Annotated in this window: 13 protein-coding genes, 1 tRNA gene and 1 pseudogene; 8 read left to right on the top strand and 7 right to left on the bottom strand. The window is 33.9% G+C overall.

The window, feature by feature from the left end; translation table 11 throughout:
* Positions 1 to 24: 24 nt before the first annotated feature.
* On the bottom strand, positions 25 to 381 hold the full coding sequence (locus DF185_RS18965) for a winged helix-turn-helix transcriptional regulator (RefSeq protein WP_110362574.1): 357 nt from the start codon (positions 379 to 381) through the stop codon (positions 25 to 27).
* A 116-nt stretch (positions 382 to 497) separates the two neighbouring features.
* Between DF185_RS18965 and DF185_RS18960 the strand changes: the two genes are divergently transcribed.
* From DF185_RS18960 to DF185_RS23975, 3 genes and pseudogenes are all read left to right on the top strand, one after another.
* Positions 498 to 884, top strand: a complete 387-nt coding sequence (locus DF185_RS18960) for a hypothetical protein (protein ID WP_207784699.1) — start codon at positions 498 to 500, stop codon at positions 882 to 884.
* Between the two features lie 86 nt (positions 885 to 970).
* The gene (locus tag DF185_RS18955; RefSeq protein ID WP_110362572.1) at positions 971 to 1,552 is read left to right on the top strand and encodes a nitroreductase family protein; all 582 of its coding nucleotides are present in this window, start codon (positions 971 to 973) and stop codon (positions 1,550 to 1,552) included.
* A gap of 37 nt (positions 1,553 to 1,589) precedes the next feature.
* Positions 1,590 to 1,895 (top strand): annotated as a pseudogene (locus DF185_RS23975) (monooxygenase).
* Positions 1,896 to 2,129: 234 nt separating this feature from the next.
* Here the strand turns inward: DF185_RS23975 and DF185_RS18945 are convergent.
* The gene (locus DF185_RS18945) at positions 2,130 to 2,633 is read right to left on the bottom strand and encodes a (2Fe-2S)-binding protein (RefSeq protein ID WP_110362570.1); all 504 of its coding nucleotides are present in this window, start codon (positions 2,631 to 2,633) and stop codon (positions 2,130 to 2,132) included.
* On the opposite strand from DF185_RS18945, the gene DF185_RS23635 reads away from it, so the two are divergent.
* Positions 2,621 to 2,758 carry a winged helix-turn-helix transcriptional regulator gene (locus DF185_RS23635; RefSeq protein WP_165836076.1) on the top strand — a complete coding sequence of 46 codons (138 nt, stop codon included), beginning with the start codon at positions 2,621 to 2,623 and terminating at the stop codon, positions 2,756 to 2,758. The two genes, DF185_RS18945 and DF185_RS23635, sit on opposite strands and share 13 nt — an antisense overlap.
* 208 nt (positions 2,759 to 2,966) lie before the next feature.
* Complete coding sequence (locus DF185_RS18940; RefSeq protein WP_110362568.1) at positions 2,967 to 3,845, top strand: FISUMP domain-containing protein; 879 nt, start codon at positions 2,967 to 2,969, stop codon at positions 3,843 to 3,845.
* A 72-nt stretch (positions 3,846 to 3,917) separates the two neighbouring features.
* Here the strand turns inward: DF185_RS18940 and DF185_RS18935 are convergent.
* From DF185_RS18935 to DF185_RS18915, 5 genes are all read right to left on the bottom strand, one after another.
* A tRNA-Arg gene (locus DF185_RS18935) sits at positions 3,918 to 3,989 on the bottom strand.
* Between the two features lie 67 nt (positions 3,990 to 4,056).
* Positions 4,057 to 4,788 (bottom strand): DNA repair protein RecO, encoded by a 732-nt coding sequence (recO, locus tag DF185_RS18930; protein WP_110362566.1) that lies wholly within the window; start codon positions 4,786 to 4,788, stop codon positions 4,057 to 4,059.
* Positions 4,789 to 4,794: 6 nt separating this feature from the next.
* Positions 4,795 to 7,050 (bottom strand): type IX secretion system anionic LPS delivery protein PorZ, encoded by a 2,256-nt coding sequence (gene porZ, locus DF185_RS18925; RefSeq protein ID WP_110362564.1) that lies wholly within the window; start codon positions 7,048 to 7,050, stop codon positions 4,795 to 4,797.
* A 9-nt stretch (positions 7,051 to 7,059) separates the two neighbouring features.
* A complete protein-coding gene (locus DF185_RS18920) occupies positions 7,060 to 7,641 on the bottom strand; it encodes a non-canonical purine NTP diphosphatase (protein WP_110362562.1) in 582 nt (193 codons plus the stop codon).
* Between the two features lie 79 nt (positions 7,642 to 7,720).
* The gene (locus tag DF185_RS18915) at positions 7,721 to 8,548 is read right to left on the bottom strand and encodes a universal stress protein (RefSeq protein WP_110362560.1); all 828 of its coding nucleotides are present in this window, start codon (positions 8,546 to 8,548) and stop codon (positions 7,721 to 7,723) included.
* 235 nt (positions 8,549 to 8,783) lie between these two features.
* Here DF185_RS18915 and DF185_RS18910 point away from each other — a divergent pair, with 235 nt between their 5' ends.
* The 3 genes from DF185_RS18910 (at position 8,784) to ahpC (ending at position 12,509) form a co-directional block, all read left to right on the top strand.
* On the top strand, positions 8,784 to 10,247 hold the full coding sequence (locus DF185_RS18910) for an adenylate/guanylate cyclase domain-containing protein (protein ID WP_110362558.1): 1,464 nt from the start codon (positions 8,784 to 8,786) through the stop codon (positions 10,245 to 10,247).
* 165 nt (positions 10,248 to 10,412) lie between these two features.
* Entirely contained in the window at positions 10,413 to 11,636 is a 1,224-nt protein-coding gene (locus tag DF185_RS18905) for an aminotransferase-like domain-containing protein (protein WP_110362556.1), read from the top strand.
* A 309-nt stretch (positions 11,637 to 11,945) separates the two neighbouring features.
* A complete protein-coding gene (gene ahpC, locus DF185_RS18900) occupies positions 11,946 to 12,509 on the top strand; it encodes an alkyl hydroperoxide reductase subunit C (protein WP_110362554.1) in 564 nt (187 codons plus the stop codon).
* Positions 12,510 to 12,577 lie beyond the last annotated feature (68 nt).

Here is a 12,577-nt window from a genome sequence, read left to right as displayed (position 1 = left end):
GTTTTTATTCTATATGAGCAGAGATTATCCTATTATCGTTTGGCGATGTGTTAATCCCCAATCAATTATTTCCCCTATTAAACCATCTAATGTTCTGCCATGTTCTGTTATCGAATACTCAACAGTAATCGGTTTCGTATTTTTAACTGTTCGCGTAATTAACTTATTCATTTCCAGCTCATGTAAATCCTTCGATAATTTTTTGGGAGCTATTCCATTTAAAGTTCTTTTAAGCTCCATAAATCGCATTGTTCCATGCCGTAACAATGTACCAATTATCTGCATTTTCCATTTTCCCGATAAGAGTTCCATGGTATCTTTTATGGCTCTTATTTGCAAAACACATTGCTTGGATAAAATGACATCTTCTTTCTTCTCCATTTTTTCAGAATTTCCCTGTTAGTTACCTCGAGGATACCGGTTTCCTTGAGGAAATACATAGTAAATATACAGCATTCTATTTCTTTATTTGTACATGAAAATAAAATTAGATGGAGATGAAAAAAATAAGTAACAGTACTTTCCTAAAAGTACATAGTAGCATTTATGCGATTTTCGCAATTGGATTATTCTTTTTCCCTAAACTCATATGGCCTAATTATGGTGTACAATTAAATGACCAATATTCAACATTTTTATCTCAACACAATAGCATTTTCTTAGGCGGTATAGCAATTATAGGCTTTTTATTTAAGGATGCAGAAACTAAAAGTCTTACTGCACAAAAACTATTTAAAGGCTTGATGCTAACAAATGTTCTTGGCGTACTAATAACACTATATGCAGGTTTTACTAAAATCTTTGTTGGATTTGGATGGTCGGATCCAATATTTTTTGCCTTGCTGGCAATTTTAAGCTTTATAAAACTAAAAGACAATCAATAACACAAAACCAATGAGGCCCATCAAGAAAAGTCAATCAAAGTGCTAACATGTATGGGGCTGGTAGAAAAAATAAAAATTAAATCAGAATGGATGTAATAGATGTAATTAAAAATCGGAGAAGCATTAGAAAATATAAGGATGAAGAACTTGAGCCCGCCTTAATAGAAAAAGTATTGCAAGCAGCCAATTGGGCTCCATCAGCGGGGAATAGTCAACCCTGGGAATTCGTTGTTGCACGAGATGAATTTGCAAAAAAAATATCTGATGAGTTCTACAAGTTTGCCAAAGGATACATTCCTTTAGCACCTTATATCCCTGGAAAGGAAAAGCAAAAAATGCTGGAATACTCAAAAAATTTTGGAGGTGCTCCTTGCCACATCATTGTAAGCTACCCAAAACTAAAGGACAGCTTCAAAAGAGAAGAGGCTTTGAAAGCCAGTTGTGCAGCTATTCAGAATATACTTTTGCAAGCGAAGGCAATGGGTCTGGGTACTGTTTGGATTGGGAGCCGATTAAATCATTCTGAAAAGGTAAAAGAAATTTTAGCTATGCCCGAAGACAGGCTCATAGCTGGGATTATTCCAATTGGGTATCCTGATATGGAACCAATTGCACCACAAAGACAAAGTCCTGATTTAAAAGAAAAAGTAAAGTGGATGGGATTTTAAAATTCGATAAGTTATAAACAATTTAAAATAAAGTAAAATGGCAGTAATTATGTATGTAGATTTTCCTCACTCAGGACCTTTTGGCGAGGAAATGGCAAAGCAAATGAAAGATCTTGCAAATAGTATTAATGATGAACCAGGTGTAGTTTGGAAAATCTGGACTCAGAATGAATCTGACAAAACAGCCTGAGGTGTTTATGTATTTGACAACAGAGCAAATGCAGAAAAATATTTGGCAATGCATACCGAAAGACTAAACCAGTGGGGATATTCAGAAATTAGAGGGCGAATCTTCGAAATAAATGAAGAACTTTCAAAAATTAACAATGGGCCTTTCAACTAACGTTTAATAGTTTATCATACTGGCAAATTCATAAAAAAACATGCCTTTATATTCGACTTTCAATAAAACAAAAAAGGCAAAAATTTATTCATAAGTGACAAGAATACCTCTTTAATTGAAATAATTAAAGAGGTATTTATTTTTTTACCAAGCTATTTTCACCTCTCTCAACTGTTATGCTGCTTTTAAGCTTCTAGCAGGTAGGTCTGAAAAATCCGAATCTTGCGAAGTTTATTACCTTCTTGTATCAATTATATTCTGTAGTAAAAGTTTACATTTTCCACAATCGGTACCTGCTCCTGTCACTTCTCCAAGCTTTTCAACTGTATTGGCTCCATTATTAAAAGCATCAACAACCGCTTCCATAGTTATCATCTTACAACCACAAGCTAATCCCAATATTTTTTTTACATCATCAATACAATTCCCACAACCAGTACCTGCTCCTGTAATTTTTTTTATTTCTTCTACGGTACGAGCTCCATTAACCATCGCCATCCTAATATCACCATAGGTCACTTGTTTGCAGTGGCAGATAATTCTATTTACAGGAACCAGTAAAGCTGTTACGTATAAATCTCCATCAGTTTTAAGAGTATGCATCGAACCAGCTGGAGCAACTAAAACACCTCCTACGGTTAACTCTACTTCTTTTCCGTCTAGTATACCAATACCTTCTCCTTTTATACAATAAAATACTTCATCCTGAGCTGCATGTTCATGATATGGTACTTTCATATCAGAATGAATATGAAATTACAGAAAGAGGAAAATCATTATTAATACATATCAACAATTTGGTGGATTGGGCAGAAGAAAATATGGAAGCTATCATGGAATCGAGAACTAAGTTTGAGTCATAATTGTGATCTTAATTCCTTTACATCACTTATAATAAAGAAAAATACTAATAGTTTTTATAAAGGTCGAAGTAAAACAATAGATCAAACTTTTTACTTTATATTATTTAATTGTACAAAACCCAATAGTAAATTCATCATCGCTATTTTTCTCAGTATTTTACATCCATCAAAAAATGTTTTTTACGTATCTTACGTATAAAATATTGATATGAATAGAATTCTAACTGTATTAGCTTTATTTATATTATTTTCTTCATGTGATAAAGCGGAAGAAAACTCAGCTTCTATAGAGATATCATATCCTGATGGAAACGAATATTTCGTAAAGGGATTTGACTATAGTATTGTTTGGAGTTGTATCGTAGAAACTAGATTCAATATCGATTTGTTTAATAAAAATGAATTTGTAATGACAATAGCTTCAGATATCCCACACAATAAATTCAAGTGGAAAATTCCAAGTACTATCAAAGCTTCCAGCGATTACAGTATTAGAATTACAAATACAGAAAATTACATAAGCGAAAGCTCTACTTTTGAAATTAGAGACCAAAATGAAACTTCAGAATTCGTTGATAAAAGAGATGGGAAAAAGTACAAAACAGTAAAAATTGGTAATCAATGGTGGATGGCTGAGAACTTCCAATTCGAAACCAATGGAACTTTTTGTTATTCAAAAGAATTTTGCAAGGAGCACGGACTCCTTTATACTTGGAATGCAGCTATTTCAAGTGCTCCTGAAGGTTGGCATTTACCTTCTGATGAAGAATGGAAACAATTGGAAATCGAATTAGGAGTTACTGCTTCCGAAGTAAAACTTGAAGGTAGCAGAGGAGTTGGTCTTAGAACCAAATTGTACATTGGAGGAAGCTCGGGTTTCAATTTTCAATGGGCAGGCTATTATAACGCGCGAGTAGACGGAATTGGTCATACCGAATATGATACAAGATTCTGGACATCATCAAATCATCACAAACCAGAAAATATATGGGTTCGCTATTTTAATGCTTTTGAGGATGTGATTTTTAGAGTAAATATGCAAAAGGACTATGGTGCATCTGTTAGATATGTGAAAGATCTCAATTAAAGTATATAAATTGCAACACGAACAGAACAACATAAAAAAAAGCTGACAAAACTGTCAGCCTGCTCGATTAGGTAGCCCCACCAGGACTCGAACCTGGATCTATTGTTTAGGAAACAACTATTCTATCCCTTGAACTATGGGGCCATTTTAGTATTGCAAATGTATTTAATCAGCTTGGAAGATCAAAACAGAGCATAAAAAAATTTAATAATTAGTCGCCATTAAAAAGCTCCTCAATCACAGAAAGTGACTTAAGCGAAGATAATCCTTGACTTTGAAGTGCATAAAAATTTAGAATTCCCCGAAGGAGTATTCTTGATGTATTATAGCTAATTTTTAAATCATTAAGCTTATCAATTGAAGTATTAAACAAATCAAACAACACTTTACTTTCTTCCTTTTTTAAGCAATGAGCATGTGAATTAATTTCCGAAACAAATCGTCCATTGTCCATATCAAAGCAAGAGTTAAGTTCTGTCCAATTCATTTGAGGGTAAAACCCCAAAAAGCGAGTTAATTTGGTTAAAAAATAGAAGTGAAATAGCTCTACCGACTCATCCGTCAAATCAAGATATCGAATGCTATTGTACAAGAAAACAAATAGTTCTTGATTCGCTTCTTCCTCGCGTAAGACTTTCGAAAGAACTTCACTTAGAAAAAGAGCAATAGAACTTTTGTATACATCAAAAATCAGGCTATTAAAAGTTTCTGCAAGTCTGGCTTCTTTTAAGGACTGTATGTTTTTTCCCTCGCGATGGTACACTTCCATATCCAAAAGAAAAAAAGGTCGAAACAGATTGCTTTTGCTTTTCGACTTTTTTGAGTGACCACCTTTCACTATATAAGATTGACGACCAAACTTTTCGGTGTAAATATGAACAATCAGGCTGGTTTCTCCATACTGAACACGATTCAATACTATGCCTTTGGTTTGATACAGCATAATAGCTTAGTTAATGAATAGCAGCTTAATTACCTTAGATTTTGAACCATCGGAGTTGGAACAGAATATCAAATATACTCCAGTATGAACCCTTGATCCATTAAAGTTTTTTCCATCCCAAATAAATTGGCCTCCCTCCGATTTGCCTTCCCTAACCAAGTTTCCACTTACGTTGGTAATTTTCACAGTCGAATTGCTCATTAATCCACTTACAGTGATATCTCCTTTGTAAGTTTCTCTAACTGGGTTAGGATAAACATATAAGTCATTGTAATTTTCCGTTCCTTCAGTCACTTTTCCCCTGTATGATACCATTCCCTTATCTGTGACAAAGAAAACCTCACCTGTTCCTGGGTTAACCGATATCTTTTGAATGTTATTTGATGGCAAAGGACTATTCAATGTGTTAAAGTGAGTCAACTGCTTATCCCCATTTTCCGTGACCAAAAAAGCTCCTGAATTTTCTGTCCCAAGCCATTTCTGATTTGCCCCATTTACTTCGATACATTGCACATTCTCGGTAGAAAGTAAATATTGAGTTGAACCATCAATGGTAATCACGGGACGATATGCGAAAAAATTTCCATCTCTAAATATGGTTCCTGGATCTGAATACACAGCAACTCCACTTGATGTACCTAGCCAAACACTCCCTTTTTGATCTTCTGTAATATCATGAATTTGTGAACTGATATTGGAATTATTCTCATCGCGCACAAAGAAGTTACTCTTTACATCGTCATCATTATTCGCTATTGTACGATTGACATTAAACGCAAACAATGAACTTCCCAATCCTCTTAAAACCCATTTATCGCCATTCTGAAGTGCAATAATTTTTCGTAAATCCGAACGATTATCTATACTGCTATACGACAAAGAAACCCATTCCTTTTCGCTGGTTAAAGCTTTAATACTCCTTCCCGAATTGGCATCCAAGATCCATAGTATGCCTTCATCATCGGAATCCATAGAAACAATTCCATTATTGTCTAATGGTGAGTTAGAAGAATGATAGTAATTTTTTAATTCCTTATTTTCGAATTCAAATATTCCATCCCCCCAGGTACCAGCATAAATTATCGATTCATTTCTCGGATTACCCGCAATGCTTGTGATACTCTTTTTATCTTTTAGTTCCTCAACACTACTATCAGTAAAGTTCTCCCATTCCAAATTTGAAAACAGATACAACTCCGCAGGTAAATCCTCATTTGCCAAGCCAGCACTTGCCCATGTTTGCTTTCCAATAGAATATACTGATGTTATCTCTGATCTTAATGGTCCATCAGGTTTAATTTGTATAAATTCACCATTTGTGTGCTCTAAAAGAGAATTCTCATGATCAGCAATGAAAACTCTATCATTTTCCAATAAAATATCTCTAAAATTATTGATTTCAGAACTTGAAATAATGGCTATTTCATTACCAGAAGAATTAAATTCCTTTATTTCTTCATTTAAAACAACATACAACCCATTAGTAGAAGTTGGTATTGAATAAATAAGCTCTGAATTTGTGTAAAATAAATTCCAATTTTCATTACTGTATTGATATATCTCACTAGAAGATCCAATTGAATTTCTCAGAACATATAGTTCTCCATCAAAAACACTAAGCTTAGCACATGCCCTTGTATAATTTGGAATATTTGTAATTCGAGTCCAATTATTAAAATCTGCTAAATTGCCTGAATTTAAGTTGGCATTATAAATTCCATTTTCTGTTGCAGCCCAAATGCTAGTTTCGGTAGTAATTATATCATTTACTTGGATTTGAGATCCATTTTCACCAATCAAGTAGGTATCGGAAACTTCTTGTTTTCTCAAGTTAAGGTCTACAATTCCAAAACTAGTTCCAAGATAAGCAATGTTGTCTTTTACATGTATCGATCGAATCTGTTTATCGGCAAAACCATCAAAATTCTTAATGTCATCGATGTTTACAAGTTCGTTATTTCTTAAAAAATCTACATTTCCATTTGCGTAGACCAAAACGAGAGTCTCATTTTCATCAGACCAAGCTATAGATGACACATCAGAATCTGATAAAGTATTTGTTTTACTAAATGGTTTTATTTCATTATCAACTAAGGAATAAGAAAACAATCCTGATTCTGTAAGACAGAAAATATTATCTGAAGATGCTACCAACTGTTTTGCTTTACGATATGGTAAATGCTCACTCCACCCCACAAAAGTTTGCGATTGTACTGAGCTAAAGTAAAAAATCAACACAAAAAGGATAGCAATCTTTCTCATAGCAACTTATTAGTTTTTGTAATCCAATAAAAACTGAACCAATTTCTGAACAGCCAAACCTCTATGGCTAATTTTATTTTTTTCGCTCATTTCCATTTCAGCAAATGATACATTGTATCCCTTAGGTTCAAAAATTGGATCATAGCCAAACCCATCTTTACCTCTCTCAGACTCAAGAATATAACCATCAACTATTCCTTCAAACTGATATTCCTTATCATTTAAAAACAAAGAAATTACAGTTCTAAATCTAGCAGAACGATCTTCAATTCCATCCAATTTAGTCAATACCTTTTTCATATTGGCTTTTGCATCCTTATCTACTCCTGCATAACGAGCAGAGTAAACTCCAGGTTCATTATTAAGAGATTTGATTTCCAAACCTGTATCATCAGCAAAACAATTCACATTGTACTTTTTATAAATGTACTCTGCCTTTTGGGTTGCATTCTCTTCAAGGGTTTCATAGTCCTCTGGAATTTCATCATTACAATTGATATCCTTTAAACTTAGCAATTCAACTTTCTCACCAAGTAGCTGCTGTAACTCCTTTAATTTATTTATGTTATTGGTCGCAAAAACTAATTTCATCTTACTTTATCATTTACATCAAACAAAAAACAACGGCTAAAAAACCGTTGTTCAAATATAGATATTAATAAGATAAGCTTTAGTAAAAACTACCGTATTTAGATAAATCGGTTCTTGGGTTTACACACATCACCGGTATGTGAGCCGAATTGGCTATCACAAACTGTTCGTGTGCACCAAGCATATAGTCCTGGAAAGAAATATTTTTTGTGGTCATAATCAATATGATATCTGCATCAATTTTCTTTGCAAACTCAACTGTTTCCATCGCAAAATCATTGCCTCCATCGGCAGTGTCAATCTCATAATCGATTCCTCTACTTTCCAGGTATTTTTTAGCAAAAACCAAATTGGCTTTTGTTCTTTGCAACATCTGCCCTTCAGGCATCTTAGGCGTAATAATTCGCATTTTGGCTTTAAAGAACTTCCCTAAAAATTCAGCCCAACTTAATTTTTCCTTGTTCTCTTTCTTAAAATCAACTGGTAAAACAACCGAAGAATATTTTTTCTGTACGGGAGGAGCCTGCACAACAACAAATGGAACTCGGGAACCAACTATTACTTTAAGGGCCCAACTTCCTGTAAGTTTCTGCATACCTTTAATTCCATGAGTTCCCATAAGAACCAACATGGCATTCATTTCTTTGGCAACATCATTTATTGTTGTAAATATACTTCCATCACGAACAATGAATTCAGGTCGAATGTTTTTCTCCTTGTAGATTTTTTCAACAGCTTCCGTCATCTTGACTTTGGCATCCTCAACTTGAGATTCTTTCTTAACAATATGAACCAAAATAACCTCAGCTTCAACATTTTCCGCAAAAATACTTGCATGATCAAGAGCATATTCAGCAACGGTTGAAAAATCCCATGCAACAAGTAAAGATCTTTTTGTACTTTCCATAGTTTAGTTTAAAAGGGAAACAGTAAAAATATGTATTAACATAACTGGATTCAATTTAGGTATTTTTTGTTAAAACAACAAATTTATTCCACCAGTTAAAGTTTGTTGATTATTTTCTGTTTCAGTCCGATAATTAAAAATTCTTACCTATTTTTAGTCTCATCCTTTATATTTGGTTAATAATAGATCTGGAATGACTCATTACACTCTCTGCATACTTCTTGTAAAATCTAATATGGTGCTGCACATATTGGGACAAGTTGAAATTGGTTTATTTTCACAGAATTTAATCCTGTTTGGCTTGCTTCTCTCGATAATAGTAGTGTTTCTTTTTTTGTGGTTCAGAATTGAACTTCGAAGACAAAGAAGCGAGATTGAAAGAGAATTTTACAATAAGAATCAAGAGTTAATATTTAAGAAAGAAAAAGCAGAAAAACTGCTTGCTAATCTTCTTCCCAAACAAACCGCAGAGGAATTACAATCCAAAGGGAAAGTGAGTTCTCGAAGATTTAGAATGGTCACGGTTTTATTTTCTGATATTCATGGTTTTACCAAAATTGTAGAACAAATGAATCCCGAAGATCTGATTGATGAACTGGACAAATTCTTTATGCACTTTGATTCTGTTGTTGAAAAATACAATATCGAAAAAATAAAAACCGTTGGTGATGCTTACATGTGTGCCGGTGGTATCCCGAATAAAAACAGAACAAACCCAATTGAAGTGATTTTGGCAGCATTGGAAATTCAACAGTACATGAATAAGATGAAAATCAATTCAAAAGATGGTAAAAAAGCCATTTGGGGATTGAGAATTGGAATTCATACCGGACCTGTTATTGCTGGTGTTGTAGGCACAAAAAAAATCAGTTACGATATTTGGGGTGATACTGTAAATACAGCAAGCCGAATGGAATCTTCAGGTGCTGTAGGAGAAATTAATATTTCTGGAATGACATACATGTTGGTAAAAGACTTCTTCATCTGTGAATATCGAGGCCGAATGCCTGTGAAATACAAAGGAAACATTGATATGTACTTTGTGAAAGGGTTCTTACCAAATATGTCGTCAGATTTGAAAGGCTTACTTCCAAACGATTATTTCCTTACAAGTTTTCAAATGCTTCGTTACGATGACTTGGAAGAAACCATTCTTACAAAAATGGAAAATGAACTTCCAAAGAACTTGTATTATCACAACCTGAAACATACCATAGATGTGATTACGGAAGTAGAGATTATTGGCCGAAAAGAAGGAATTACGGAAGCTGAAATGCTTATCATTAAAACGGCAGCCCTTTTCCACGATACTGGTTTTATACTTTCTTATAACGATCATGAGGATTTCAGTGTAAAACTTGCCAGACATATCCTTCCGAAATACAAATACACCGAAAAACAAATTGATGAAGTTTCGAGTTTAATAATGCATACCAAACATCCACCACAACCTGAATCTTTATTGGAGATGATCATGTGTGATGCTGATTTGGATTACCTTGGAAGAACAGACTTCATTCCTGTTTCAGGAAATTTATATCGAGAACTTAAAGAATACGGCAAAATTAAAAGCATTGATGAATGGAATCGACTGCAAATCCGATTCATCTCAAATCATCAATATTTTACAAAGACAGCCAGAAGTATGCGAAATGTTAACAAGAACAAGCAGCTTGAAAAGCTTAGAGAGCTGATTTGATTGTTTTAAAGTTTTGAATGCATATTTATTATAAATTGTCATTCTGAAATCCCATTTGTTTATGATTCTATGGTTTTACCACTATAAAAACGTAAATTTATTAGTGGTCAAAATGCCTGATTTTCAAAAAATCACAACATAAACTAATCAAAAAGGGGGATCAAAATGATAACTAACTTAGAAAATATTCTTTCCGACAGTGCAAAAGGAATGAAGCGGTCGGTAATCAGAGAACTGTTAAAATTAACCCAGCGAGATGATATCATTTCCTTTGCTGGAGGCTTGCCTGCTCCAAGCTCTTTTCCAATTGATGATTTAAAGAAAATATCCTGTAAGATCCTTGATCAAGAAGGAAGTTCTGCCCTACAATATGGTGCAACCGAAGGTGATCGTAAACTTCGTGAAATTCTTACCAAACGATACCAAGATCAGGGTTTACAAATTACTACAGACAACCTTGTAATCCTTACTTCATCTCAACAAGGGTTAGATTTGGCTGGGAAGATATTTTTAAACCGAGGTGATAAATACATTTGTGGATTACCAAGTTATTTGGGCGGTTTAGGTGCCTTTTCAAGCTATGGAGGCATTCCGGTTGGAATTAAATTTGATGAACATGGAATGCGATCTGATTTATTAGAAGAAACTTTAGAAAAAATGCAGGAACAAGGCGAAATACCGAAGTTTATCTATGTTATTCCCGACTTTCAGAATCCTGCTGGAATCACAATGCCAGAATTTCGCAGATTGGAAATCATAGAAATAGCAAGAAAATACAATATTCTAATTATTGAGGATAGCCCATATAGAGAATTAAGATTCGAAGGAGAAGCTCAAAGAATGATGTACGAACTTGACAATACAGGACAAGTAATGAGTTTGGGAACTTTTTCGAAAATCTTTGTTCCTGGTTTTAGAATCGGATGGATTGTTGCTCACGAAGCCATTATTGACAAATTTGTAAAGGCCAAACAATCAACAGATTTATGCACAGCTCCTTTTGTACAAAAGATTGCTGCAAAATATCTTGAAGAAGGTTTATTCGACAAAAACTTGAAGAAAATTATTGAAATGTATCACCGAAAAAGAGATGTAATGCTCAAAGCTTTTGAAGATTTTATGCCAGAAGGTGTAAGTTGGACAAAACCTGAGGGTGGATTATTCCTATTTTTAAGATTGCCTAAAGATATGGATGCCGAAGATCTCTTTAAAATCGCTATTGAAAAAAATGTAGCTTTTGTTCTTGGTTCGGTATTCCACTGCGATGGAAGTGGTAAAAATACCATGAGAATTAATTTTTCGTTCATGGATGAAGAGCAAAACAGAATTGGTGTTCAACGATTGGCAGATTCAATTAAAGCATTAATGAATAATCGAGTTGAAATTTAAAAGCAAATCATTATTTTAGTAACATTGTTTGAGTTCATATTGAACCAAACACTTAATAGATTATAAATCCTAATTCTCACCTTACAATGAGAAAAACGAGTGCAATTCAGTTTGTGCTCGTTTATTTTTCACCATTACCCCACTTCTCTTTAATTCTCATTATAACCTATAAACAAACACCTTAATCTACACATATCGATTATTTCTATGTTTTTAGTATTATTATCTATTTGATTTATATCGAATCGTGAATTAGATTTGCAGCAGATAATAACAAAACAATAAAATAATCACATAAAAAAACAAAGTATGTCACAAATTGGAAAACAAGTAGTAGATTTTGAAGTACAAGCATTCGCAAACAACGATTTTAAAACCGTTAAGAAATCAGACTTATTAGGTAAATGGTCTGTCTTTTTCTTCTACCCTGCTGATTTCACCTTCGTGTGTCCAACTGAATTGGAAGATCTTGCAAACCTATATCCTGAATTTAAAGCTACAGATTGCGAAATTTACTCGGTATCAACTGATACGCACTTTGTACACAAAGCTTGGCATGATACTTCGGATACTATTAAGAAGATTCAATATCCAATGCTAGCAGATCCAACAGGAGTTTTATCTCGTGGTTTTGATGTAATGATTGAAGAAGTAGGTTTGGCTGAACGTGGAACTTTCATTGTAAATCCAGAAGGAGAAATTGTAGCATACGAAGTAGTTGCAGGTAATGTAGGTAGAAACGCGGATGAATTACTACGAAGATTAAAAGCATTACAATTTGTTGCTAAAAATCCATCAGAAGTTTGTCCCGCCAAATGGAAAGAAGGAAACGAAACTCTGCAGCCTAGCATCGACTTAGTAGGTAAAATTTAAGAATAAAATATACCCTAATCTGTCTCGAAGTAATCTTTAAAATATATCCGATTAAAGTTGAACCACTT

The organism is Marinifilum breve, assembly GCF_003202155.1.
In the GTDB taxonomy this organism is placed as follows: domain Bacteria; phylum Bacteroidota; class Bacteroidia; order Bacteroidales; family Marinifilaceae; genus Marinifilum; species Marinifilum breve.
This window is presented reverse-complemented; position numbering and strand designations above follow the sequence as displayed.